Genomic DNA, 22,855 nt, shown 5'->3' on the forward strand with positions numbered 1-22,855 from the left:
CTCCTAGTACGAGAAGGCCATCGGCCGGTCGGCGTCGGTGCTGTCGCCGCCGATCTTGGTGGGCGGGTTGAGGTCGGAGTCGGTGAGCTCCTGGGGTCCGGCCTTGACGTACTTCACCAGCAGCTTTACCTCGACCACGGCGAGGATCGCGTAGAGCGTGGTGAAGACGATCATGGAGGTGAGCACCTCGCCCTGCGAGACGCCCGGGGAGACCGCGTCCGAGGTGCGCAGCACGCCGTAGACGACCCAGGGCTGGCGGCCCATCTCGGTGAAGATCCAGCCCCACGAATTCGCGAGGAGCGGGAAGCCGAGGGTGACGAAGGCCAGCGACCAGTACGCCTTGCTCAGCCGGGTACCGAGCTCCTTGTTCTTGGTGAGCGCGAGCCGGGGTGGCTCCTCGTCCCCCGTGCGCAGCCCCGGCGCCAGCCAGAACTTCTTACGGGTGAGCCAGAGCCCGGCGAGCCCGAGGGCGAACGACGACATTCCGAAGCCGATCATCCAGCGGAAGCCCCAGTAGGCGACCGGGATGTTGGGCCGGTAGTCGCCGGGCCCGAACTTCTGCTGCTCGGCCCTGTTGACGTCGTTGATGCCCGGGACCGGCGAGGAGAAGTCGTTGTGCGCGAGGAAGGAGAGCAGGCCGGGCACCTCGATGGCGACCTTGTTGTGGCCCCTGTCGACGTCGCCGTAGGCGAAGACCGAGAACGGCGCAGGCTTCTCCGTTTCCCACAGCGCCTCTGCGGCGGCCATCTTCATGGGCTGCTGCTTGTACATCACCTTGCCCAGCTCGTCGCCGCTCACCGCGGTGAGGATGCCGGATATGACCAGGGTGATCAGCCCGAGCCGCAGCGATGTCCGCATGACCTTGATGTGCTTCTTGCGCATCAGGTGGAACGCGGAGATGCCGACCATGAACGCGGCGCCGGTCAGGAAGGCCGCGGTCAGCGTGTGGAAGACCACGACCAGGGTGGTGTCCTGGGTCAGCACCTTCCAGAAGTCGGTGAGTTCGGCGCGCCCGTTGGTGGCGTTGTACTTGTAGCCGACCGGGTGCTGCATCCAGGAGTTCGCGGCGAGGATGAAGTACGCCGAGAGGATCGTGCCGATCGAGACCATCCACATGCAGAAGCAGTGGATCTTCTTGGGCAGCTTGTCCCAGCCGAAGATCCACAGTCCGATGAAGGTGGACTCGAAGAAGAACGCGATGAGCGCCTCGAAGGCCAGCGGGGCACCGAAGACGTCGCCGACGAACCGCGAGTAGTCGGACCAGTTCATACCGAACTGGAACTCCTGGACGATGCCGGTGACGACACCCATCGCGATATTGATCAGAAACAGCTTGCCCCAGAACTTGGTGGCCTTGAGGTACTTCTCCTTGCCCGTTCGCACCCATGCGGTCTCAAGTCCGGCCACCAGAGCGGCGAGGGAGATCGTCAGGGGGACGAACAGGTAGTGGTAGACGGTCGTGATGCCGAATTGCCATCGCGCCAGTGTCTCTGGCGCCAACGCCAGTTCCACGCCTTACTCTCCTTACGTCGCCATTACCCAAGGGGCAATGTCCCTTTTGCGTCACATAAAGCGGTACATACCGGGACGGGCTTGTGAACGCGTTCACATTCACAAGCATTATCTCCTATGGCCGAATCGCTACACCCAGGGGGGTGCGTGACCGCGGTCACGCTCGATTCCATGGCGTATGAACGCGTCTGCCGAACCCGCCGAGCGCGCCCGCGCACCCTCTTCCCCAGGGCTTCAACATATTGTTGAATTCATCGCCATGAAGATCCGCATCACATGGCCCGCAGGGCAATTGACCGCCACCCTCGACGACACCCCGACCGCCGCGGCACTCATCGCCGCACTGCCGGTCGACTCCACCGCCCACACCTGGGGCGAAGAGGTCTACTTCGACACCGGACTCACACCCGCGCTGGAGGCCGACGCCCGCCAGGTCGTCGAACCCGGCACGGTCGCCTTCTGGCCCCCGGGCAACGCCCTCGCGCTGCCCTACGGCCCCACGCCGATATCCGAGGGGGACAAGCCGCGCCTCGCCTCCCCCTGCAATGTGCTGGGCCGCATCGACGGCGACCCCCGCGCACTGGCCACCGTCCGCAGCGGCGACCCCCTCCACGTCCAAAAAGCCTGAGGCCGCAGGTCAACGACCCACGGCCTCCCGCAAAGCCTTACGACGGCTTACAGCGCCTTGCGAAACTCCTCCGCGGCCTGCAGGAACAGGTCCATCGCCGGCTTCTCGCCGATCGTGACCCGCACGCCCTCGCCGGGGAACGGGCGCACGACCACACCGGCCCGCTCGCAGGCCGCCGCGAAGTCGGTCGTACGGTCCCCCAGCCGCAGCCAGACGAAGTTGGCCTGCGTCTCGGGGACCGTCCAGCCCTGCCCGAGCAGACCGTCGACCACCCGTGAGCGATCGGCCACCAGCGCGTCGACCCGCTCCATCAGGGCCTGCTCGCTGCGCAGCGACGCCACCGCAGCCTCCTGCGCGAGCTGGCTCACCCCGAACGGCACCGCCGTCTTGCGCAGCGCGGCGGCCACCGGCTCGTGCGCCACCGCGAAGCCGACCCGCAGGCCCGCCAGGCCGTACGCCTTGGAGAAGGTGCGCAGCACACAGACGTTGGGGCGGTCGCGGTAGAGGTCGATGCCGTCGGGCACCTCTGCGTCACGGATGAACTCGCGGTACGCCTCGTCCAGCACCACCAGCACATCGCCCGGCACCTGGTCCAGGAAGGACTCCAGCTCCGCACGGCGCACGACGGTGCCCGTGGGGTTGTTGGGGTTGCAGACGAAGATCAGCCGGGTCCGGTCGGTGATCGCCGCGAGCATTGCGTCCAGATCGTGCACCTCGCCGGAGGTCAGCGGGATCTGCACCGGAGTGGCGCCGGAGATCTGGGTGACGATCGGGTACGCCTCGAACGACCGCCAGGCGTAGATCACTTCATCGCCGGGCCCGGCCGTCGACTGGACCAGCTGCTGGGCCACGCCCACCGATCCGGTCCCGGTCGCCAGATGCTCCACCGGCACCGAGAACCGCTCGGACAGCTCCGCCATCAGGCCCGTGCAGGCCATGTCCGGGTAACGGTTGAAGGAACCGGCGGCGGTCACCGCCTGCTCCAGGACGCCCGGCAGCGGCGGATAGGGGTTCTCGTTGGAGGACAGCTTGTACGCCACCGGGCCACCGGTCGACGCCGGCCGGCCCGGCTTGTAGGTGGGGATACCGCCCAGCGCAGCGCGCAGCTTCGGGGTCTTCTCGCTCACCGCAGGTCCTCCTCGACCGTCCCGCTCCTCTTCAATACTGCACACCTTATGAGGATTGGCCCGCTCGGCGTCAGCCCCGGCCGGGCCCCGGATCGCCGCACGCACCGCGTCCGCCCCCGCCCGGCCGCTCGACGCAACCCCGCGCACAGCCTCCGGGGCGCGCTCCCCGAACCAGCGCGCGCCGGTGGCTCGCGCCGTGGCGCGCATCCCTCGTCAAGGTGACTTGAGACCGCTTCGAGACCTGAACCGATCGCCAGGCAAGGACGTCAGATCACCCCCCAAATGATCGACGATTACCTCAACGCCCTTTATTTGATAGGGAGTTGACTCTTCATCACCATGCAGAAACGTGCCTTTTCACCGTCTTCGTTCGAGCCCCGCGATTGGCCCTATCGAGCCCTACTATCGGCTCGCCATGACAGCAGCAGGGAAGCACCAGGTGAGCCGGTCGACCGGTCGCCGGCTGGGGCGGGCGGGCATCCGGGACGTGGCCGCCGCAGCCGGTGTGTCGATCACGACCGTCTCCGACGCGCTCAACGGCAAGGGCCGGCTTCCGGATGCCACCCGTAGCCACGTCCGCGAGGTGGCCGACCGGCTGGGCTACCGCCCGTCCGCAGCCGCCCGCACGCTCCGTACCGGCAAGTCAGGGCTCCTCGGCCTGACCGTGACCACGTACGGGGATGAACCTTTCACCTTCACCGAATTCGCGTACTTCGCGGAAATGGCCAGAGCCGCCACCTCCGCGGCCCTGGCCCGCGGCTACGCGCTGGTCATCCTCCCCGCGACCTCCCGCCACGACGTGTGGTCGAACGTCGCCCTGGACGGCACCGTCGTCATCGACCCCGCCGACGGGGACCCCGTCGTCACCGAGCTCGTCCGGCACGGCATCCCCGTCGTCTCCGACGGCCGCCCCGGCGGCACCCTGCCGGTCACCGGCTGGGTCGACAACGATCACGAAGCCGCCGTGCTCGGCCTGCTCGACCACCTCGCCGACGCCGGCGCCCGCCGCATCGGCCTGCTCACGGGCACCACCACCGACACCTACACCCGGCTGTCGACGACCGCCTATCTGAGCTGGTGCGAGCGGGTAGGCCAGGACCCGGTCTACGAGTCCTACCCGGCGCACGACCCGTGCGCGGGAGCCGTCGCCGCCGACCGGCTGCTGGCCCGCCCGGACCGGCCGGACGCCGTCTACGGGCTCTTCGACCCCAACGGCACCGACCTGCTCGCCGCCGCCCGGCGCTACGGCCTGCGGGTTCCGGAGGACCTGCTGCTGGTCTGCTGCAGCGAGTCCACCGTCTACGCCACCACCGAGCCGCCCATCACCACCCTGTCCCTCAAGCCGCGCCGCATCGGCACCGCCGTCGTCCAGATCCTCATCGACGCCATCGAAGGACTCGACAACGGGCGGCCCATCGAACAGGTGATACCGACCGATCTGATCGTGCGGACCTCGTCCCAGCGACGGTCCCCCAGGACGACGGTCAGCCCGCCACGGAAACCCGCAGGCGAGTGAGCGTGCTGCCATATACGGACGAGCGGGCGTTCCGGCCAATACCGGGCGCCTCGTCGGCCAGGAAAAAACTGGTCGATCACGGGAGAAATCAGCCGTGAACGGCGGGCTCCGCCGGATTGACCACCCCCGGGTGCGTCACAACCCGCGATCGGCATTCCTATGATGGGCGGACGACACCGCGGACCGCCGTCGACCAGGCAAAGGTCCGAGAGGTGCACGGCGGCGCAACGGTGGAGGGGTCGATGACTCAGGGGGCCAGTCAGGGACCCATGGTGTGGACCATGGGGGGACGCACTCCGGAGTCCGCTCCGTTGCCCGGAATGTCCGCCGGGTCGCCCGTCCCGCCTGCCGGTCCGCCGCTCCATCTGCCCGCCGGCCCCCCGGCCGCGCCCCCCGTGGCGCCGCCCGCGGCCCAGCCGGTCGAGCTGCCCGAGGAGTACACCCCGACCGCGCGCGACCTGCCGGTCATCACCCCGGGCCGCACCGACACCCTCATCGACCGCCCGGCCGTCGTCCCGGCGCCCGAGACGGCCGAGGACACCGACGCGCCCGAGGGCATGGGCCCGCTGTACGTCGTCGGCGATGTGCACGGCTACTACGACGAGCTGCGCGAGGCGCTGGCCGCCGAGGGCCTGATCGACGCCGACGGCAACTGGGCGGCCGGCAACGCCCGGCTCTGGTTCCTCGGCGACTTCACCGACCGCGGCCCGGACGGCATCGGCGTGATCGACCTGGTCATGCAGCTGTCCGCCCAGGCCGCGGCGGCCGGCGGCTACTGCAAGGCCCTGATGGGCAACCACGAGCTCCTGCTGCTGGGCGCCAAGCGGTTCGGCGACACCCCCGTGCAGTCCGGTGCCGGCACCGCCTCCTTCCAGGCGGCCTGGCTCCTGAACGGCGGTCAGAAGACCGATATGGACCGGCTGCAGGACCACCACCTCCAGTGGATGGCCCGGCTGGACGCCGTGATGGAGGAGGACGGGCATCTGCTCGTGCACTCCGACACCACCGCCTACCTCGACTACGGCGACTCCATCGAGGCCGTCAACGACAACGTCCACGACGTGCTCACCCGCAGCGACGCCGACGAAGTCTGGGACCTGTTCCGCAAGTTCACCAAGCGCTTCGCCTTCCGCGACGAGTCCGGCTCGCAGGCCGTACGCGAGCTGCTGGACGCCTACGGCGGCGACCGCGTCGTCCACGGCCACAGCCCGATCCCGTATCTGCTGGGCGAGGTCGGCACGGAGGACAGCGAGGGCGACGGCATCGCCGTCGACGGTCCGCATGTCTACGCCGACGGTCTGGCGATCGCCATGGACGGCGGCATCACGATGGCCGGAAAGCTGCTGGTCGTTCAACTTCCGCTGACTGGCTGAGCGTTCCGGGGGCAGGTGTACGGCAAGCCTGGCGGCTGGTCGGCCGGGTCGGAATCGGGGGGCGGCACAGACGGAATCCGGTCGTGGCATTACTCAATTTCCGCAAACTCTCTGTCACCCCATGCCGGAGTCGCTCTACCATCGGGCTATCCGTAGCAGGCTCTCCTCCGTTTCCGCCCACTGCCCGGCCAACGCCGGCCGTACGGCCCTACGGAGCATCGGGGGATGCACATGAACAGCGCTCCGCACCTGCTGAACGAGGATCGCGCGGAATTCACGCGGCTCCTCGATGAGGCGCTGCGTACCGCCGAATACCGCCCGGACGACCCCACCGCCGCCGCGGGAAAGCACCTGAGCACCGAGCAGTTGCGCACGATGGCGCTCAGCGCGACCACCGCCATCGCCGCCTGCGCAACGGCCGAATACCAGCGCTTTGTGCAGCTCCGCGCCGAGTTGCGCGCGCCGGCGCCCGCATCGTCCGGCGCCGGCGTGAGCGGCGAGGAGCTGGGCGAGGCCGCCGACGGGGGGCTGGGACTGGCCACCGCCGCGGCCATGGGCGAGGCCGAAACCACCGGTGCCGGGCTGGCCGCGATGATCACCGTCCTCGCCCCGGTCCTCGCGGGCATCGCCGCGGTCCTCTTCCTCCTCATCGGCTACGTCCTGCGCACCATCAGCCCCGACAAGTCCCTTGCGGAGCCGCTGATCAGCGTCGGCTGGATCTTCGCCGCGCTGGCCGCCGCCGGGTCCCTCGTCGCGATGGGCGGCCTGCTCGTCACGGCGCTGCGCAACGGCCCGTCCGCCCGGTCCACCAGAGCCGACGAGCTGGGCGAGGCGCTGGACGACGCCCGCGAGGCCTGGCGGTGCGCCCTCCTGGAGCGCGGTCTGCTGCCCTTTCTCCGTGAAGCGCTGGCCGATCCGGCGGCCGCCCCCGACGACGACCCGGTCCGCTACGTCCCGCGCCGCACCACGGCCCCCGAGAGCCGCATACCCACCCTCGGCTACACCCGCCCCGAATTCACCAGCCCCGACAGCGGCTCGTCGGGCTCCCGCCCCCGCTACTCCAGCCCGGACTTCACCAGCCCGGATTACGGGAGGCCGGATCACACGCCGGACTAGGGCGTGTCCGATGGGTCAGGCCCTAGGTAGGGCGTGTCTCGCCGGTCTCCGTGGGCCTGCGACGCCTGACACCGGCCACGTCCGCCGTCGCTGGGGCTTCGGGAGGCTCGTTCCGCCGGTGAGCCCGAGGTCCGTCGGCGTCGCTCAGTCAGTGAGGTCGGTCAGCAACTCCCGGATGCGGGCCCGGATCTCGTCGCGGATCGGCCGGACGGCTGCCACACCCCGGCCTGCCGGGTCCGCCAACGTCCAGTCGAGATACCTCTTGCCGGGGAAGACCGGGCAGGCGTCGCCGCAGCCCATGGTGATCACCACGTCGGATGCCTGCACCATCTCGGCAGTCAGCACCTTTGGCGTCTCGGCCGAGAGATCGATACCGATCTCGGCCATCGCCTGGACGACGGCCGGGTTGACGGTGTCGGCGGGGGCGGAACCGGCCGAGCGGACCTCCACCTTGCCCTGGGCGAGGTCGGCGAGGAAGGCAGCGGCCATCTGCGAGCGTCCGGCGTTGTGGACGCACACGAACAGCACCGATGGCTTGCGGGAGTCAGTCATGGACATGCTCCTGGAGACCGGCCGGCACGGCGGCCGGGGCGGGGGTGTCAGGGAAGAGGCGGCGGGCGGCCAGGGCGACGTAGACCAGGCCGATCAGTACCGGCACCTCGATGAGAGGGCCGACGACGCCGGCCAGGGCCTGGCCGGACGTGGCGCCGAAGGTCGCGATGGCGACGGCGATGGCCAGTTCGAAGTTGTTGCCGGCCGCCGTGAACGCCAGCGTCGTCGCCCTCGGATAGTTCAGGCCGACGGCCTTGCCCAGTGCCATGGAACCGGCCCACATGAGCGCGAAGTACACCAGCAGCGGCAGTGCGATGCGTGCGACGTCCAGCGGGCGGGAGACGATCGCGTCCCCCTGGAGGGCGAAGAGCACGACGATGGTGAACAGCAGCCCGTAGAGCGCGAAGGGGCCGATGCGGGGGATCAGCTTCGTCTCGTACCAGGTGCGGCCCTTGGTCTTCTCGCCCAAGCGGCGGGTGAGGAACCCTGCGGCCAGGGGGACGCCGAGGAAGATCAGCACGCTCCGGGCGATCTCCCACACGCCGACGTTCAGTCCGGTCTGTTGCAGGCCGAGCCAGCCGGGCAGGACGGAGAGGTAGAACCACCCCAGCAGGCCGAACGCGAGGACCTGGAAGACGGAGTTCAGGGCCACCAGGACGGCGGCGGCTTCGCGGTCGCCGCAGGCCAGGTCGTTCCAGATGATGACCATGGCGATGCACCGGGCCAGCCCCACGATGATCAACCCGGTCCGGTACTCCGGCAGGTCGGGCAGGCAGAGCCAGGCGAGCGCGAACATCACGGCGGGGCCGGCGATCCAGTTGATCACCAGGGAGGGGATCAGCAGGCGGCGGTCCCGGGTGACACTGTCCAGACGGTCATAGCGGACCTTGGCCAGCACCGGATACATCATCACCAGCAGGCCCAGCGCGATCGGCAGGGAGACGCCGGTGACGGTCACTTGTGCCAGCGCGTCCCCCAGGCCCGGCACCGCGCGGCCCAGGACCAGGCCGGCGGCCATGGCCAGCAGGATCCATACGGCCAGGAAGCGGTCAAGGAACGACAGTCGGGCCGCGACCGGCCCCGCAGCGCTGTTCCGCGTGGTCACGAGGCGGCCTCCGCGGGCGCCTCGGCGGGCGGGGAGAGGGGCCGGCCGACGGGGCGGGTGAGGATGCCGGCCAACCGGTCGGTCATCTCGGGAAGCAGCCGGTAGTACACCCACGTCCCGCGGCGTTCGGAGTCGATCAGCCCGGCCTGCTTCAAGAGCTTGAGGTGGTGGGAGATCGTCGGCTGGGACAGCTCGAAGGCCGGCGTCAGATCACACACGCACACCTCGCCGCCGGCCCGGGAGGCGATCATCGACAGCAGTCGCAGCCGCACCGGATCCCCGAGGGCCTTGAAGACCTTCGCCAGCTCGCCGGCCTGCTCCTCGTCCAACGGCGCGGTCAGCAGCCCCGGGCAGCACTCCTGGACCTGACCGAGCACCTCAAGCTCTTGATTCGACATATGTCTATGTTGACGAACTTCGATCCACGGCGCAAGCTTGAATCGAAAGACGTCAATACAACGTGCCGAGGAGGCCGTGATGTCCCGCGTTCAGCTCGCCCTCAGCGTTTCCGACCTCGACGCTTCGGTGGCGTTCTACGCCAAGCTCTTCGGCGTCGAGCCGGCCAAGCGCCGCCCGGGATACGCCAACTTCGCCATCGCCGAACCGCCGCTCAAGCTCGTCCTGATCGAGGGCGAAGCCGACCAGGAGACCCGCCTGGACCACCTCGGCATCGAAGTCACCTCCACCGAGCAGGTCACCGCAGCCACCGACCGCCTCACGGAAGCCGGACTGGCGACGTTCACAGAGAACGACACCTCCTGCTGCTACGCCCTCCAGGACAAGGTCTGGGTCCACGGGCCCGGCAAGGAGCCCTGGGAGGTCTACGTCGTCAAGGCCGACGCCGATCAGAATCCGTTCACGGAAGGGCCTCGTCCGCGGCCGGCCGACACCCGGAGCCCAGCCAGCGCACCGTAACGGCGGGGCCCCATCTGGGCCTCCGCCGTTACTCTCAGGCGCGGAAGTCAGTCCGCCAGCGGCAGGTACACACGGTTGCCCGCGGCCGCGAACTCCTTGGACTTCTCCAGCATTCCCGCCTCGATCTCCTCCGGCGTCGCGTCCGCGTCGCCGCCGAACTGCTCGGTGATGCTTCGGCTGATCTTCATCGAGCAGAACTTCGGGCCGCACATCGAGCAGAAGTGGGCCGTCTTCGCCGGCTCCGCGGGCAGCGTCGCGTCGTGGAACGCGCGTGCCGTGTCCGGGTCGAGGGCCAGGTTGAACTGGTCCTCCCAGCGGAACTCGAAGCGGGCGTCGGAGAGCGCGTCATCCCATTCCTGGGCTCCCGGGTGGCCCTTGGCCAGGTCCGCCGCATGGGCCGCGATCTTGTACGTGATGACGCCGGTCTTGACGTCGTCGCGGTCGGGCAGGCCCAGGTGCTCCTTGGGCGTGACGTAGCAGAGCATCGCGGTGCCCCACCAGGCGATCATCGCCGCGCCGATGCCGGAGGTGATGTGGTCGTAGGCGGGCGCGATGTCGGTGGTCAGCGGACCGAGCGTGTAGAACGGTGCCTCTTCGCAGATTTCCTGCTGGAGGTCGATGTTCTCCTTGATCTTGTGCATCGGGACATGGCCCGGGCCCTCGATCATGGTCTGCACGCCGTGCCGCTTGGCGATGGTGTTCAGCTCGCCGAGTGTCCGCAGCTCGGCGAACTGCGCCTCGTCGTTGGCGTCCGCGATGGAGCCGGGGCGCAGTCCGTCACCGAGCGAGTAGGTGACGTCGTACGAGGCGAGGATCTCGCAGAGCTCCTCGAAGTGCGTGTACAGGAACGACTCCTGATGGTGCGCGAGGCACCAGGCGGCCATGATCGAGCCGCCTCGGGAGACGATGCCGGTTTTGCGGCGGGCCGTGAGCGGGACGTAGCGGAGCAGCACACCGGCGTGCACCGTCATGTAGTCGACGCCCTGCTCGGCCTGTTCGATGACGGTGTCCTTGTAGATCTCCCAGGTCAGCTCCTCGGCCTTGCCGTCGACCTTCTCCAGCGCCTGGTACAGGGGGACGGTGCCGATCGGGACGGGGGAGTTGCGCAGCACCCACTCGCGGGTGGTGTGGATGTTGCGTCCGGTGGACAGATCCATGACCGTGTCGGCGCCCCAGCGGGTCGCCCAGGTCATCTTCTCCACCTCCTCCTCGATGGAGGAGGTGACCGCCGAGTTACCGATGTTGGCGTTCACCTTCACCAGGAAGTTCTTGCCGATGATCATCGGCTCGATCTCCGGGTGGTTGACGTTGGACGGCAGCACGGCGCGGCCGGCCGCGATCTCGTCCCGTACGAACTCGGGCGTGACGTTCTCGCGGAGGGCGACGTACTCCATCTCCGCGGTGATCTCGCCGCGCCGGGCGTATGCGAGCTGGGTGACGGCGGCGCCGTTGCGGCCACGGCGGGGCTGGCGCGGACGGCCGGGGAAGACCGCGTCCAGGTTCTTGAGGCCACCGCGCGGTGAGGTGTGCTTGAGGCCGTCGTCCTCCGGCCGCATGGGGCGGCCCGCATACTCCTCGGTGTCGCCGCGAGCGATGATCCAGTTCTCCCGCAGCGGCGCGAGGCCACGACGGACATCGGTTTCGATGTTGGGGTCGGTGTACGGCCCGGACGTGTCGTAGAGCGTCACGTGCTTGCCGTTGGTGAGGTGCACCCGCCGGACCGGGACCCGAAGATCCGGGCGCGATCCGGAGACATAGCCCTTGTGCCAGCCGATCTGCGGCTCGCTGCCGGCACCGTTTTCGTTTTTGGGCGTGCGTGCATCCTGCAGAGTCATGAGACCCAACTCCCTACGCCGGCATTACCCGGTAACAGGTTCGGCGGTCGACGCAGCGGCTTTCGTCCATCGACGTTTCACGTGAAACATCACTGGGACGAAGGTCAGCGCCCTCTCAGCCCGGTGCTCCGAGCTCCCGCGATTGCAAAGGTGGCACCACGGTAGCGGCCGACGTAGCGGGGTGAACAGGGGGCCCCATGAGTTGTTGCAATGATCTGTGGGTGAGCTCTCACGAATCCCACCCCCATCCTGCCGCGCACTCGCACGGTCACGGACACGGCCCTGCCGCGCCCGTCTCGCGGCATCTGCGCAAGGTCATCGCGGCGGTACTGATCCCGTTCGCCACCGCGGTCGCGGTCGGCCTGGTCGTGCTCTGGCCGGGCGGCGCACCGGGGCACAAACCCTCCGGCGTCGGCTTCGACCAACCCACCGAGCGGGCCAGAGTGGTGAAGGTGGCGGAGGTGAACTGCGCGGATGTCCATGCCGAGCAGCAGCCTCAGCCTCCGTCGCCGACGGGGCGGCCACCGGCCGGGGGAGCGGCACCGGACAAGCCCTGCCAGCAGGCGACCATCAAGGTCATCACGGGCGAGAACGCCGGGCGCACCTTCCAGACGGTGGTGACGCCGGACGCCCTGCGGCACTACACCACCGGGCAGGAGGTGGTGGTGTCGTACTCCCCCAAGGCACCCAGGGAACTGCAGTACTCGGTCACCGATGTCGACCGGTCTCTTCCGATGTGGGTACTGGCAGGCATCTTCGCCATCGCCGTCGTGGTCGTCGGCCGCCTGCGCGGGGTGCTCGCGCTGGTCGCACTGGCGGCCAGCTTCGTCGTCCTGACGCTGTTCATCCTCCCGGCGATCCTGCAGGGCTCCAATCCGCTGGTGGTGGCCGTGGTGGGGGGCTCCGCGATCATGCTGATCGCCCTCTACCTGTGTCATGGGCTGACGGCCCGTACATCCGTGGCGGTACTCGGCACCCTCGCCTCGCTACTGCTGATCGCACTGCTCGGTTCGGTCTTCATCGGCTGGGCGCTGCTGACGGGCAATACGGACGACACGACCGGGCTGGTGCACGGGCTCTACCCGAACATCGAGATCCGCGGTCTGCTCCTGGCGGGGATCATCATCGGGTCGCTGGGTGTGCTCGACGATGTGACGGTGACCCAGACCGCCGCGGTGTGGGAGCTGAAGGAGGCGGACCCGACGGCGGGCTGGCGCAAGCTCTACGGCGCGGCGATGCGGATCGGCCGTGACCACATCGCGTCCGTCGTCAACACTCTCGTCCTGGCCTACGCGGGTGCCGCGCTGCCGTTGCTTTTGCTGTTCTCGATCGCACAGAGCAGCGTCGGTACGGTCACCACGAGCGAGGTGGTGGCGGAGGAGATCGTCCGCACGCTGGTCGGCAGCATCGGCCTGGTCGCCTCGGTGCCACTGACGACGCTTCTGGCGGCGCTCGTCGTCTCGGCGGACCGCAAGAACGACGGCACACGCGGCGCGCCGGGGACAGCGGGTTCGGGGGCAGGGACTTCGGGGGCAGGGGGCGCCGACGTTGCGTCGCGCGGCCGGTCGGGACGGCGTGGAGGGCATGGCAGACGACGCAAGCAGTAGCGGTACGGGCATGCCGCACACGAGGCTCGGAAGGGCGCGCGGGCATGTAAAGGGACCGGCGGACCCGTGTGGCGCCGGTGTGGACGGGGCGTTGGGGCCGGGGTCAGCCGGCGGGCGCCTCCGTGAGGATCCGGTCCAGTACGGCCTCCAACGTGTCGCAGACCTCTTCCTTGCCGAGCGGCACGAGCCGGTCCGTACGGTCCAGGAAGGCGACCAGCGGCGCCGCGCTCACCCGGAACAGGGCGCGCTCGGCGCCTACTTGGAGGCTGATGAAGACATCGCTGAGATGCTCGGGCGAGGCCGGCTCGATCCGCACATCACCCTCACCGGACGGCCGGCTTAAGCCGTCCAGCAGCAGCTCACGTCCGAAGGCCCAGGTGACGGGCGCATCACCGGGCAGGTCGAAGGTGAGGCGGACGGCGTAGGGATCGGCGCTGTCGAAGTCCAGCTCCACCGGAATCCGGAACGCGAGCTCCTCGGAGACGACGAAGCTCATGATCACTTCTGCCTGAACTGTGTCGGTCATCAACCACTGCCCCGCACTTGATCGGAGATGGCCGGGAAACATCCCCCGTAGCCCTATTGCCGCCATCGTCGGCCACGTGCAGGCAGATCACAAGGAGTGAGTTTTCAGATACTGATAGAGAAGGCGAGTGTCGTTAGTGTCGCCTCCGCCATTTTTCGTAGTCGATCCGTAACGGACCGCAATCGGTGCAGTTCGTTGGCGGGAAGTGACACCGCCAACGTCGCCGCGGCCGCGCCGACCTGGATGGGGATGGCCGAACACACCGTGCCCAGGGCATATTCCTGTTGCTCGAAGGCCACCTGACCGCGACGCACCGTATCCAAGCGGCGCAGCAATTCGTCCTCAGATCGCAGGGAATAGGGCGTTATCGACTGCAGGGGATACCGCGACAGATGCTCCTTCCTCGATGCCTCGTCAAGCTGCGCGAGCAGACACTGCCCGATCGCATGAGCGTGGGCGGTGGTACGAAAATCAACCCATTCCACCACCGGCGGCCGATCCGGGTTGTCGGCGACCGCCACTACCTCCACTTCACCCTCCCGGTAGACGGCGAAGTAGACGGCGGCGCCCAGCTTCCGGCCCGCCACGGCCAGCGCTTCGGAGATCTGGGCCCGCTGCCGGTGCCTGGCTCCTGCCTGGCCGATGGCCTCCGCCGCCGCACCGATGACGAAGACGCCGTTCTCGCGCTGCAGATAGCCCTCGTATGTCAGGGTCCGCAACAGGTGATAGGTCGTCGGCAGCGGCAGTCCGGTTTCCCTGGCGAGTTGTTTGGCCGGCGCTCCATCGGCGTGTGCGCTCACCGCCTCCAGCAGTCGGAGCGCTCGCTGCACCGAACCGATCAAGGTGGGGTGTGAGGTGGATTCGCCGTTCACCATTGCCAACGCCAACCCCCAGATCCGCTCGCCGTGGGGCACGGGGGCCCCGGTCGCAGGACCCGCTCCCACGACCGCGCGCGTCTCCCAGGCTTCCGCGATGACGCCGGCCCGGCCTCGCCTCACTCGGTATTTTCCGGAACGTCACCATCCGGAAGACGCCTGCGATCCGCACTCTAACTCCGCCGATCGGGGCAGTAAGCCGAAAGGCAGAGGAGTTAACCCACCTGGCGCACTAGTTGGCGTGCGGAGGCAGGGTCGGGCCGACATTCGACGTGCGGGGCCGCCGTTGAACGGAGTGGGGCGGTGCGCGTCGGGTGGTGCACGTCGGGTGATGCGTCGGCACGGACAGGGTCGTCCGGACGCAGTCGTCCGGACGGAGGGTGTGGCTTACCAGTCGCTCTTCGACGAGGACGACGACGAGCCGTTGAACCTGCGGACGAGGTAGACGACTCCGGCAATGAGGGCCGCCGCGATAAGGAGCTTGAACAGCACGCCGACCAGGAACCCGAGCGCCGAGGCGAGAAATCCTCCGAAGACCACGATCAGGACGACAGGCACCACGACCCAGGTGACCCACCACGGAAGCCCTGCGAATATCCCCTTACCAGCCACTGCTCTGCCCTGCTTTCTGTCTGTAACGGTGTCTGTACCGCGCTATCTGTCCACCGCACTGTCTGTGCTGTGCGCCGATGGCACCGTCCGCGCGCCGGGCCGCTGCCTGGCCGTCTCCGGTTCTCCCATCACCAACGATGCTAGGGCGCGGAGCACGGCCGTGGGGGCTTCGCAGCCCCGGTCCTCCCCTGAGCCATCCCCTACGGGTATCGGGCTTCGACCCTTAGCTCTCAGGAGGAGAGAAGACCACCATCACCCTGAGATCCTCGCTGATGTGGTGGAACTTGTGGGGAACCCCGGCCGGCACATAGACCACGCTTCCGCGCGCCACCGGCTCCGTCTCCGCGCCGACGGTGATCGCTCCCCGGCCGCTGACCACGAAGTACACCTCGTCCTGGGCGTGCGGCTGCTGCGGATCGATGCTGCCGGCGTCCAGCGCGTACAGCCCGACCGACATGTTGCGTTCCCTGATGAACTGCAGGTACGCGCCGTCGTTGGCGGCCCGCTCCGCTTCCAGTTCATCCAGCCTGAAGGCCTTCATGCCGTTCGCACCCCTTGATGGTTCAGACTCGTCTGCGACGATCTCACCATGAAGCATTTTCTGGTCAAGACGATCGCCAACGCCGCGGCGCTTGCCGTGGCCATCTGGCTGCTCAAGGACATCACGCTCACCGGCGAGAACACCGGCCGCCAGGTACTGACCCTGATCCTCGTCGCACTGCTCTTCGGGTTGGTCAACTTCCTCGTCAAGCCCGTGGTGAAGCTGCTGTCCTTCCCCCTGTTCATCCTCACGCTCGGCCTGATCACGCTGGTCGTGAACGCGCTGATGCTGCTGCTGACATCCTGGCTCGCCGGCAAGGTCGACCTCGCCTTCCATGTGAACGGCTTCTGGACGGCCCTGCTCGGCGGCGTGATCATCTCCATCGTCTCCTGGGCGATGCATGTGATCCTTCCCGACGAGGACTGATCCTTGACCGCCGCGTTCCGTATCTGCTTCGTCTGCACGGGCAACATCTGCCGTTCGCCGATGGCGGAGTCCGTCTTCCGCGCCCACCTCGCGGAGGACGGGCTCGACGCCCTGGTCGAGGTGGACAGCGCCGGCACCGGCGGCTGGCACGAGGGCGACGGAGCCGACCCGCGCACGGTCGCCGTGCTGCGCGCGGGCGGCTACCCCTCCGCCCACACCGCCCGGCAGTTCCGTGCCGCCTGGTTCGACCGCCTCGACCTGGTCATCGCGCTCGACTCCGGGCATCTGCGCGAGCTGCGGCGGCTGGCCCCCACGGCCGACGCCGCCGCCAAGGTCCGCCTGCTGCGCTCCTACGCGGCAGACACGGCGGGTGATCTCGACGTACCCGATCCGTATTACGGCGGTTTCGCGGACTTCGAGGAGTGCCTGGAGATGATCGAGGCGGCGAGCGAGGGCCTGCTGGCAGCGGTACGCACCGCGGTCACCGCCCGCACCGTCGTCCCGGCCCGCGCGCCCGGGCACGACGACCGACGCCCGGTGCGGGTCCCGCACCACCCGCAGGAGAAGGAGGACATATGACGGGCGACGGCACCCGCGTCGTACGAGCCGGGCTTCCGGAGCCGGAGGCATTCGAGCCGGCCCTCCCCGGTCCGGTCTTCGCGGCGCACTTCCACCTGCCCGGCGACGCCGTCGGCCCCTACACGTACGGACGGGACGCCAATCCGACATGGACCCGCCTGGAGAGGGCCATCGGTGAGCTCGAGTCGCCGGACGGGAGCGCCCATACCGTCACCTTCGCGTCCGGGATGGCGGCGATCACCGCCGTCCTCTTCTCCCATCTGCGCTCCGGCGACGCGGTGGTCCTGCCCAGCGACGGCTACCAGCTGCTGCCGGCCGTCCGCACCCGCCTGGAGAGCTACGGCATCGAGGTCCGTACGGCACCCACGGCACATGACGCGCAGCTCGACGTGCTGGACGGTGCCCGGCTGCTGTGGATCGAGACGCCCTCCAACCCCGGGCTCGATGTCTGCGACATCCGGCGGCTGGCCGACGGGGCGCACCGGCGCGGCGCCCTCGTCGCCGTCGACAACACCCTCGCCACCCCACTCGGCCAGCGCCCACTGGACCTGGGCGCGGACTTCTCGGTCGCCAGCGGCACCAAGGCGCTGACCGGCCATGGCGATGTCCTGCTGGGGTATGTCAGCACCCGCGATGCCGCGCTGGCCGAGTCCGTACGGCTGTGGCGCAAGACCGTGGGCGCGATCCCGGGCCCCATGGAGAGCTGGCTCGCGCATCGCTCACTCGCCACCCTCGCACTGCGCGTCCGTCAGCAATCGGCCGGCGCACTGACGCTTGCCACGGCGCTGGCCGGCCGCCCCGAGGTCACCGGCCTGCGCCACCCCGGACTGCCGTCCGACCCCTCCCACCTCCTCGCCGCCCAGCAGATGCGCCCTGGCCGCTTCGGCTCCGTGGTCTCGTTCGTACTGCCGGACAAGGCGCACGCGGAGCGGTTCCTGGCCGCGCTGACCTTGGTCGACGATGCAACGAGCTTCGGCGGCGTTCGGTCCAGCGCCGAGCGACGCGCCCGCTGGGGCGGCGACGCCGTGCCCGAGGGCTTCATTCGTCTGTCGGTCGGCGTCGAGGAACCGGAGGACCTGGTCGCGGACGTTCTCCGCGCACTGGATGTCGCGGCGCACGAGGCCGCGCAGAGCTGACCGGACGTAACTGGCCGGCAGGGTATCCCCCCTCGTCACCCTGCCGGCCGCGGCTCGCGTGGACCAAGTCCACGTGTTTCACGTGAAACCAGCTGTTTCACGTGAAACGAACCGCTGAGACAAGGCTAGTTGACTGAGCGTCAGTGTCCAATCACGCTAGCGACACAGCCCTATCGACAAATTTATAGTTGGCCCGCGACCAGGCTTCCGAGGGGCGCAGGAGGTACGCGATGGATCTGGCTCTGCTGCGCACCTTCGTCACGGTGCACCGAGCCGGCTCCTTCACCCGTGCCGCAGCGTTACTCGGCCTCTCCCAACCCGCGGTGACCAGCCAGATCCGGGCGCTGGAACGCCAGTTGGGCCGCCCGCTCTTCCTGCGTTACGCCCGTGGCGTCACCCCCACCACCATCGGCGACGAGCTCGCCCACAAAGTGGCGCCGCATCTGGACGCGCTCACCGAGATCACCGAGACCGGCCTGGACCGGGACTCCGTCACCCGCACCCTCCATCTCGCCGGCCCCCCGGAGTTCCTCGCCGAGCGCGCGCTCCCCGCACTGACGCCGCTCATCGCCCAGGGCCTTTCCATACGCACCGCCTTCGGCGCCACCGACGAGCTGCTGACCGGTCTGGCCGCCGGCCACCACGACCTGACCGTCACCACCACCCGGCCGCGTGGCGGACTGCTCACCGCGACCCCGCTGTGCGACGAGGAGCATGTCCTGATCGCCGCACCGCGCTGGGCGGCCCAGTTGGGCGGTCCGGCGGTGCTGCAGGCCGGGGGCGTCCGCGTGCTGGAACCCGTACCGCTCGTGGAGGTCCATGAGAGCCTGCCGCTGATCGCCCGCTATTGGTCGGCGGTCTTCGACGCCAAGCCGGCGGCCTCCGCCGCCGTGATCGCCGCCGATCTCCGGGCAGTGCTGTCCTGCGTCACGGCCGGTGCGGGGCTCGCCGTGCTGCCCCGCTATCTGTGTGCCGAGGCACTGGACTGCGGAGAGGTCGTCGCACTGCTCGACCCGCCGGTGCCCCCGCTGCGCACCTACTTCCTCGCCGTACGGACCGGGACCCTGGGCCTGCCGCATATCGCCCGGGCGCATGAGTCGCTGCTGCGGTCCGCCGTCGACTGGTGACGAAGGGGCAGGGGTTTCACCAGGCTGCGGTTGCGGCATCTGTCGACTATGACCGTACGGCCAGTCGTCAAACGCACCGCCCGCGCGATTCTGCTCGACGGCGCGGATCTTGTTCTGATCAAGCGCACCAAACCGGGCCGGGCCCCGTACTGGATCACCCCCGGCGGCGGGGTCGAGCCCGAGGACGCTACCGTCATCGACGCCCTCCACCGTGAACTGGACGAAGAGCTGGGCGCGAAGATCAAGGACGTGGTGCCGGTCTTCGTCGACACCGTCGAGCACATCAGCGACGGCGGGGTGGACGGCGTGAAGGTACAGCACTTCTTCGTGTGCCGGCTCGACTCGATGGACCCCGCGCGCCGCCACGGACCGGAGGTCGAGGAGCCCTGCGGGGACTACGAGATCGTGCGGGTGCCCTTCACCCGAGTCGGGATCGCCTCCGTCGAGGTCGTGCCGCTGTCACTGCGGCACTACCTGGACGGCAACATCGAAGGCGTACGGGCGATGCACGCCCCCGATCTGGGCTGAGTCCGCGCGGCCGCACCGCAGCACCCGCGGCAGTGGCGGATACGTCAGTCGTCGCGCCGGTCGAACCACCCGCGGAATTCGGGTTCGTCCTCCGCGGGGCGGCGCGGCTGGGCGCGCGCCAGCACCCGCTCGACCCGGTCGAGGAACTCCGCATTCAGCTCCTGCACGAAGTCCTCCCGGCCCGCGCCCCGCGGCGCCGGGCCGGTGTCCTCGTGCAGCCCGCCCCGAAGGTGCTCGTTCTTGCGCTCCGCGCGCCGGAACGGCGATCGCTCGCCCACCTCGGCCGCCGCGCCGAAGAAGTCGCCGCCCTTGCGCTTGAAGTCGTCCGTTCCCCAGGCCCGCGCCCCGCGCTGGTGCGCCGGGACCTTCTGCAGATGCGGAATGTGCTTGGCGCAGTGGATGTACGCCTCCTCGACCTCGACCATGACCCACAGCTGGGCGCGGCGGCCGGGGACCGGGTCAGCCGGCAGACCCGCGTGGTGCGCCCGCATCTCGTCGTCCATCACGACCCGCGCCCGGCCGTTGACGTGCAGCCCGATGCGGTCGCGGGTGAAGTCGACCAGCAGCATGCCCAGGCGGGGGTTCTCCGAGATGTTGCCGATGGACGCCATGACACCGTTGCCGCGGTACTCCGGGTAGGCCAGCGTCCGTTCGTCGAGCACCTGGAGGAACCCGGGCGGCCCGGCCCGGAACGTCGCATCGCAGTCGCCGTGCCGGTCGGCCGTGGACAGGAAGAACATCTCCTGCCGGGACACGAACTCCTGCATACGGGCGTTGAGATGGTCCAGGACCTGGTCCCGGTAGAAGCGGTCGGCGCGCTCGGTCGTGCCAAGCCTCTGCTGCACCAAGTGCTCGCCGTCGCTTCCGGGGCGCGCCTGCGCGCGCATGCCCCACCCCTCGCCTGTCGGCTCGAATTCACCCTGTGCTGCCAAGACCTCAATCTCCTGCCGAGACCAGCTCTTCTATGGAGTCGTGCCGTATGCGGTCGGTCGGAATACCGACCCCCACCAAAGCGTCCACGCCGCTGCGGATCAACCCGGGCGGCCCGGAAAGATAGGCGTCGTACTCCCGGAACGGCCCGTATTGCCGTACTGCGTCCGGAAGCTGACCGGTCTCACTGCTGGTCCCGCCCCGGACCGCGGGCCCGGTGGCGACGACCGGGCGGACCGAGAGCCAGGGGTGGGTCTGTTCGAGGTTCAGCATGGTGTCGAGGTCGTAGAGGTCGTGATCGCTGCGGGCGCCGTAGAAGACCTCGACCGGGCGCCGGATGCCGTGTTCGGCGACGTCCTGGACCAGGGCCTTGATCGGGGCGATGCCGGTGCCGCCGCCGACGCACAGCAGACCGTTGCGGGTGGTGTGGTCGACGGTCATCGAGCCGGCCGGGGCACCGAGCCGGATGACGTCACCGGGCCGCGCGCGGTGGACCATGGCATTGGAGACCCAGCCGGCCGGGACCGCCTTGACGTGGAACGAGAGCAGGCCGTCCGAGCGCGGCGCGGAGGCGAAGGAGTAGTGCCGCCAGACCCGCGGCCACCAGGGGGTTTCGACGCTGGTGTACTGACCGGCAAGGAACGGGTAGGGCTGGTCGGGGCGGACCGTCACCACCGCGATCTCGGGCGTGCGCAGCTCGTGCGAGACGACCTCGGCCTGCCACCAGGCGGGTGCCACGGCCTCGTCCTCGGCAGCGGCGTCGATCATGATCTGCGAGATCGCGGTGTACGCGCGCACCCATGCGGCCTCGGTCTCCGGGCCCCAACTGGAGGTCGCATAGCGCGCGAGCGACCTGAGCAGGCATTCGCCGACCGCGGGGTAGTGGTCGGGCTGGGTGCCGTACTTGCGATGCCCACGGCCGAGGTTCGACAGGTACGCGGTGAGCACTTCGCCGTTGTCGACGTGCTGGGCCGCGGTGAGCAGCGCCTTGAACAGCCGGTCGCGCTGGGTGTCCATCGAGGCGGGGAACAGCGCCCGCAGGTCGGGATGCTGGACGAAGAGCAGCGCGTAGAAGTACGAGGTGACCTTGTCCGCCACCGGCCCGATCTCGGCCATGGTGCGGCGGATGAGGATCGCGTCGGGAGAGGCCGGTGCCGCGTCGGAGGCCGAGGCTTCCAGAGTGTCGAGGGAGGGCTCCGGAGCAGGGGCGGCGGGGCGCTGAGGGGTGAAGACGGAGGGGGCGGGGGCCGTGTTCTGCGCGGCGGGGACGCCGCCGGCGGGGGCTGCCGGGCGGCGTATCGACTCGTGGACGGGTTCGGGCTCACGGCCCCGGGACGGCTCGCGTTCCTGGGCGGGCTCGGGCACGAGGTGCGGCGGGTCGAACGGAGACGAGGGGGCGCCGTACCCGTGGCCCGCTGCGGCCTGCTCGGCATAGGGGGATGCGGCGGCCTGCTCGGCATAAGGGGATGCGGTGGGCCGACGGCCCGTATCGCGCCGCGGTTGAGGAACCTGCGGCGGCTCCGCCTCGCGTTCACGCGTGGCAGCGGTGCCTACCGGCCGGATCGGATTGACCGGCCGGCTGGGTATCCGTTCCCGTTCGTTCCGTTCATCCCGTTCGCCGGGTTCGTACCGCTCGCCGAAGTCCGCGTGCCGGCCGCGGTCGTCGTGTGCGCCCCGGTCGTTCGCTTCGGGCCGGCCGTCCTGGTCCTGCCGGTCCTGGACGTCCTGTCGCTCCTGCTGTTCTCCGGAGGACTTCTTCGTCGGCGGATTGAACCAACCCCAACCGCCACTGTTGCCGCCAGAAGAGCCGCCATCGGCCGACGTGGTGGTCGGAGCGTCCATGGTCTGCCTCGCCTCGAACGTCTTTCGGTTGACTTAGCACTTCCGCGGATCGGAACTGCCCGGAATTCCCCCGTCCTGCCCCGGAATTCTTAATCGACTCAAGCGATTCCGGCAACCCCCTCCAAAGCGGACAGACCCCACTCCCTTGCGACAATGCGGAGCAGACGCCGCGTCAGCAGCATGACAGTCCCGCCCATCACAACGGACAAACAGTCGGAAGTCCGGTCGTCACGGGCCGCTTCACCGCTATGCTGACGAGCTTTGCCCGCGCTTAGTGACCCGCGGGAGCCCTCACCCCCGCCAAGCCGGACTCGACCATACCGGCAGTAGTTGAAACCACAAGACCTGATCTTGGAACACTCCGAACGGCCCTTCCGATAAGCGTGTTCCTCCCCACAGAGTGCATTTTCAGCACACACAGTGGGCGAATCCCCGGCAGAGAACTCG

At 69.0% G+C, this 22,855-nt stretch carries 23 protein-coding genes; 11 read left to right on the forward strand and 12 right to left on the reverse strand.

What is annotated here, in order from left to right:
• Window positions 1-3: 3 nt before the first annotated feature.
• A complete protein-coding gene (locus ACZ5XZ_RS09465) occupies window positions 4-1,512 on the reverse strand; it encodes a cytochrome ubiquinol oxidase subunit I (protein WP_468975770.1) in 1,509 nt (502 codons plus the stop codon).
• A gap of 259 nt (window positions 1,513-1,771) precedes the next feature.
• Between ACZ5XZ_RS09465 and ACZ5XZ_RS09470 the strand changes: the two genes are divergently transcribed.
• On the forward strand, window positions 1,772-2,140 hold the full coding sequence (locus tag ACZ5XZ_RS09470) for a cyclophilin-like fold protein (protein ID WP_468975773.1): 369 nt from the start codon (window positions 1,772-1,774) through the stop codon (window positions 2,138-2,140).
• Window positions 2,141-2,187: 47 nt separating this feature from the next.
• Here the strand turns inward: ACZ5XZ_RS09470 and hisC are convergent, their stop codons facing one another.
• Window positions 2,188-3,267, reverse strand: coding sequence for a histidinol-phosphate transaminase (gene hisC / locus ACZ5XZ_RS09475; protein WP_468975775.1), 1,080 nt, complete (start codon window positions 3,265-3,267; stop codon window positions 2,188-2,190).
• A 415-nt stretch (window positions 3,268-3,682) separates the two neighbouring features.
• On the opposite strand from hisC, the gene ACZ5XZ_RS09480 reads away from it, so the two are divergent.
• The 3 genes from ACZ5XZ_RS09480 to ACZ5XZ_RS09490 all read left to right on the forward strand — a co-directional run bounded on the left by ACZ5XZ_RS09480 (window position 3,683) and on the right by ACZ5XZ_RS09490 (window position 7,272).
• Complete coding sequence (locus ACZ5XZ_RS09480) at window positions 3,683-4,783, forward strand: LacI family DNA-binding transcriptional regulator (RefSeq protein ID WP_384424289.1); 1,101 nt, start codon at window positions 3,683-3,685, stop codon at window positions 4,781-4,783.
• Window positions 4,784-5,064: 281 nt separating this feature from the next.
• The gene (locus tag ACZ5XZ_RS09485) at window positions 5,065-6,156 is read left to right on the forward strand and encodes a metallophosphoesterase (protein WP_468975780.1); all 1,092 of its coding nucleotides are present in this window, start codon (window positions 5,065-5,067) and stop codon (window positions 6,154-6,156) included.
• A gap of 225 nt (window positions 6,157-6,381) precedes the next feature.
• The gene (locus ACZ5XZ_RS09490; protein ID WP_468975782.1) at window positions 6,382-7,272 is read left to right on the forward strand and encodes a hypothetical protein; all 891 of its coding nucleotides are present in this window, start codon (window positions 6,382-6,384) and stop codon (window positions 7,270-7,272) included.
• Between the two features lie 144 nt (window positions 7,273-7,416).
• On the opposite strand, the gene ACZ5XZ_RS09495 is transcribed toward ACZ5XZ_RS09490, so the two are convergent.
• Genes ACZ5XZ_RS09495 through ACZ5XZ_RS09505 form a run of 3 tightly spaced genes read right to left on the reverse strand, consistent with a single transcriptional unit; the run spans window position 7,417 to window position 9,327 of the window.
• Complete coding sequence (locus ACZ5XZ_RS09495; RefSeq protein WP_468975785.1) at window positions 7,417-7,824, reverse strand: arsenate reductase ArsC; 408 nt, start codon at window positions 7,822-7,824, stop codon at window positions 7,417-7,419.
• The gene (arsB, locus tag ACZ5XZ_RS09500) at window positions 7,817-8,929 is read right to left on the reverse strand and encodes an ACR3 family arsenite efflux transporter (protein ID WP_468975788.1); all 1,113 of its coding nucleotides are present in this window, start codon (window positions 8,927-8,929) and stop codon (window positions 7,817-7,819) included. The genes ACZ5XZ_RS09495 and arsB overlap by 8 nt, the downstream gene beginning before the upstream one ends.
• Window positions 8,926-9,327, reverse strand: a complete 402-nt coding sequence (locus ACZ5XZ_RS09505) for an ArsR/SmtB family transcription factor (protein WP_468975790.1) — start codon at window positions 9,325-9,327, stop codon at window positions 8,926-8,928. The genes arsB and ACZ5XZ_RS09505 overlap by 4 nt, the downstream gene beginning before the upstream one ends.
• 79 nt (window positions 9,328-9,406) lie before the next feature.
• Between ACZ5XZ_RS09505 and ACZ5XZ_RS09510 the strand changes: the two genes are divergently transcribed.
• Window positions 9,407-9,844 (forward strand): ArsI/CadI family heavy metal resistance metalloenzyme, encoded by a 438-nt coding sequence (locus ACZ5XZ_RS09510; protein ID WP_468975793.1) that lies wholly within the window; start codon window positions 9,407-9,409, stop codon window positions 9,842-9,844.
• A gap of 47 nt (window positions 9,845-9,891) precedes the next feature.
• Here the strand turns inward: ACZ5XZ_RS09510 and thiC are convergent, their stop codons facing one another.
• The gene (thiC, locus tag ACZ5XZ_RS09515) at window positions 9,892-11,679 is read right to left on the reverse strand and encodes a phosphomethylpyrimidine synthase ThiC (protein ID WP_384424282.1); all 1,788 of its coding nucleotides are present in this window, start codon (window positions 11,677-11,679) and stop codon (window positions 9,892-9,894) included.
• A gap of 197 nt (window positions 11,680-11,876) precedes the next feature.
• Between thiC and ACZ5XZ_RS09520 the strand changes: the two genes are divergently transcribed.
• Window positions 11,877-13,286: a YibE/F family protein gene (locus ACZ5XZ_RS09520; protein ID WP_468975796.1), complete on the forward strand. Its 1,410-nt coding sequence runs from the start codon at window positions 11,877-11,879 to the stop codon at window positions 13,284-13,286.
• Between the two features lie 103 nt (window positions 13,287-13,389).
• On the opposite strand, the gene ACZ5XZ_RS09525 is transcribed toward ACZ5XZ_RS09520, so the two are convergent.
• The 4 genes from ACZ5XZ_RS09525 to ACZ5XZ_RS09540 all read right to left on the reverse strand — a co-directional run bounded on the left by ACZ5XZ_RS09525 (window position 13,390) and on the right by ACZ5XZ_RS09540 (window position 15,840).
• Window positions 13,390-13,812: an SsgA family sporulation/cell division regulator gene (locus ACZ5XZ_RS09525; protein ID WP_384424280.1), complete on the reverse strand. Its 423-nt coding sequence runs from the start codon at window positions 13,810-13,812 to the stop codon at window positions 13,390-13,392.
• Window positions 13,813-13,916: 104 nt separating this feature from the next.
• The gene (locus ACZ5XZ_RS09530; protein WP_468975983.1) at window positions 13,917-14,687 is read right to left on the reverse strand and encodes an IclR family transcriptional regulator; all 771 of its coding nucleotides are present in this window, start codon (window positions 14,685-14,687) and stop codon (window positions 13,917-13,919) included.
• 387 nt (window positions 14,688-15,074) lie between these two features.
• Window positions 15,075-15,299, reverse strand: coding sequence for a DUF5326 family protein (locus tag ACZ5XZ_RS09535; RefSeq protein ID WP_468975798.1), 225 nt, complete (start codon window positions 15,297-15,299; stop codon window positions 15,075-15,077).
• A gap of 223 nt (window positions 15,300-15,522) precedes the next feature.
• Window positions 15,523-15,840, reverse strand: coding sequence for a cupin domain-containing protein (locus tag ACZ5XZ_RS09540; RefSeq protein ID WP_384424277.1), 318 nt, complete (start codon window positions 15,838-15,840; stop codon window positions 15,523-15,525).
• Between the two features lie 48 nt (window positions 15,841-15,888).
• Between ACZ5XZ_RS09540 and ACZ5XZ_RS09545 the strand changes: the two genes are divergently transcribed.
• The 5 genes from ACZ5XZ_RS09545 (at window position 15,889) to ACZ5XZ_RS09565 (ending at window position 19,636) form a co-directional block, all read left to right on the forward strand.
• The gene (locus ACZ5XZ_RS09545) at window positions 15,889-16,266 is read left to right on the forward strand and encodes a phage holin family protein (protein ID WP_468975802.1); all 378 of its coding nucleotides are present in this window, start codon (window positions 15,889-15,891) and stop codon (window positions 16,264-16,266) included.
• Between the two features lie 3 nt (window positions 16,267-16,269).
• Complete coding sequence (locus tag ACZ5XZ_RS09550; protein WP_468975803.1) at window positions 16,270-16,845, forward strand: low molecular weight protein-tyrosine-phosphatase; 576 nt, start codon at window positions 16,270-16,272, stop codon at window positions 16,843-16,845.
• Window positions 16,842-17,981, forward strand: a complete 1,140-nt coding sequence (locus tag ACZ5XZ_RS09555) for a cystathionine gamma-lyase (protein ID WP_468975805.1) — start codon at window positions 16,842-16,844, stop codon at window positions 17,979-17,981. Before ACZ5XZ_RS09550 ends, ACZ5XZ_RS09555 begins: the two co-directional genes overlap by 4 nt.
• A 230-nt stretch (window positions 17,982-18,211) precedes the next feature.
• Entirely contained in the window at window positions 18,212-19,108 is an 897-nt protein-coding gene (locus tag ACZ5XZ_RS09560) for a LysR family transcriptional regulator (protein ID WP_468975806.1), read from the forward strand.
• A gap of 48 nt (window positions 19,109-19,156) precedes the next feature.
• The gene (locus ACZ5XZ_RS09565) at window positions 19,157-19,636 is read left to right on the forward strand and encodes an NUDIX domain-containing protein (RefSeq protein WP_468975808.1); all 480 of its coding nucleotides are present in this window, start codon (window positions 19,157-19,159) and stop codon (window positions 19,634-19,636) included.
• Window positions 19,637-19,680: 44 nt separating this feature from the next.
• Here ACZ5XZ_RS09565 and ACZ5XZ_RS09570 read toward each other — a convergent pair whose 3' ends face one another.
• Together ACZ5XZ_RS09570 and ACZ5XZ_RS09575 are read right to left on the reverse strand one after the other, a co-directional pair.
• Window positions 19,681-20,523, reverse strand: a complete 843-nt coding sequence (locus ACZ5XZ_RS09570) for a pyridoxamine 5'-phosphate oxidase family protein (RefSeq protein ID WP_468975810.1) — start codon at window positions 20,521-20,523, stop codon at window positions 19,681-19,683.
• A gap of 49 nt (window positions 20,524-20,572) precedes the next feature.
• The gene (locus tag ACZ5XZ_RS09575) at window positions 20,573-22,408 is read right to left on the reverse strand and encodes a globin domain-containing protein (protein ID WP_468975812.1); all 1,836 of its coding nucleotides are present in this window, start codon (window positions 22,406-22,408) and stop codon (window positions 20,573-20,575) included.
• Between the last annotated feature and the right edge of the window lie 447 nt (window positions 22,409-22,855).

The organism is Streptomyces sp. NPDC033270 (assembly GCF_055576575.1).

What these genes read in the sequence shown, in the direction of transcription:
- ACZ5XZ_RS09470 (WP_468975773.1), top strand. Translation starts at nt 1,772, where the DNA reads ATGAAGATCCGCATCACATGGCCCGCAGGGCAATTGACCGCCACCCTC.
- ACZ5XZ_RS09480 (WP_384424289.1), top strand. Translation starts at nt 3,683, where the DNA reads ATGACAGCAGCAGGGAAGCACCAGGTGAGCCGGTCGACCGGTCGCCGG.
- ACZ5XZ_RS09485 (WP_468975780.1), top strand. Translation starts at nt 5,065, where the DNA reads ATGGGGGGACGCACTCCGGAGTCCGCTCCGTTGCCCGGAATGTCCGCC.
- ACZ5XZ_RS09490 (WP_468975782.1), top strand. Translation starts at nt 6,382, where the DNA reads ATGCACATGAACAGCGCTCCGCACCTGCTGAACGAGGATCGCGCGGAA.
- ACZ5XZ_RS09495 (WP_468975785.1), bottom strand. Translation starts at nt 7,824, where the DNA reads ATGACTGACTCCCGCAAGCCATCGGTGCTGTTCGTGTGCGTCCACAAC.
- ACZ5XZ_RS09505 (WP_468975790.1), bottom strand. Translation starts at nt 9,327, where the DNA reads ATGTCGAATCAAGAGCTTGAGGTGCTCGGTCAGGTCCAGGAGTGCTGC.
- ACZ5XZ_RS09510 (WP_468975793.1), top strand. Translation starts at nt 9,407, where the DNA reads ATGTCCCGCGTTCAGCTCGCCCTCAGCGTTTCCGACCTCGACGCTTCG.
- thiC (WP_384424282.1), bottom strand. Translation starts at nt 11,679, where the DNA reads ATGACTCTGCAGGATGCACGCACGCCCAAAAACGAAAACGGTGCCGGC.
- ACZ5XZ_RS09520 (WP_468975796.1), top strand. Translation starts at nt 11,877, where the DNA reads ATGAGTTGTTGCAATGATCTGTGGGTGAGCTCTCACGAATCCCACCCC.
- ACZ5XZ_RS09525 (WP_384424280.1), bottom strand. Translation starts at nt 13,812, where the DNA reads ATGACCGACACAGTTCAGGCAGAAGTGATCATGAGCTTCGTCGTCTCC.
- ACZ5XZ_RS09530 (WP_468975983.1), bottom strand. Translation starts at nt 14,687, where the DNA reads ATGGTGAACGGCGAATCCACCTCACACCCCACCTTGATCGGTTCGGTG.
- ACZ5XZ_RS09540 (WP_384424277.1), bottom strand. Translation starts at nt 15,840, where the DNA reads ATGAAGGCCTTCAGGCTGGATGAACTGGAAGCGGAGCGGGCCGCCAAC.
- ACZ5XZ_RS09545 (WP_468975802.1), top strand. Translation starts at nt 15,889, where the DNA reads ATGAAGCATTTTCTGGTCAAGACGATCGCCAACGCCGCGGCGCTTGCC.
- ACZ5XZ_RS09555 (WP_468975805.1), top strand. Translation starts at nt 16,842, where the DNA reads ATGACGGGCGACGGCACCCGCGTCGTACGAGCCGGGCTTCCGGAGCCG.
- ACZ5XZ_RS09560 (WP_468975806.1), top strand. Translation starts at nt 18,212, where the DNA reads ATGGATCTGGCTCTGCTGCGCACCTTCGTCACGGTGCACCGAGCCGGC.
- ACZ5XZ_RS09565 (WP_468975808.1), top strand. Translation starts at nt 19,157, where the DNA reads ATGACCGTACGGCCAGTCGTCAAACGCACCGCCCGCGCGATTCTGCTC.
- ACZ5XZ_RS09570 (WP_468975810.1), bottom strand. Translation starts at nt 20,523, where the DNA reads ATGCGCGCGCAGGCGCGCCCCGGAAGCGACGGCGAGCACTTGGTGCAG.
- ACZ5XZ_RS09575 (WP_468975812.1), bottom strand. Translation starts at nt 22,408, where the DNA reads ATGGACGCTCCGACCACCACGTCGGCCGATGGCGGCTCTTCTGGCGGC.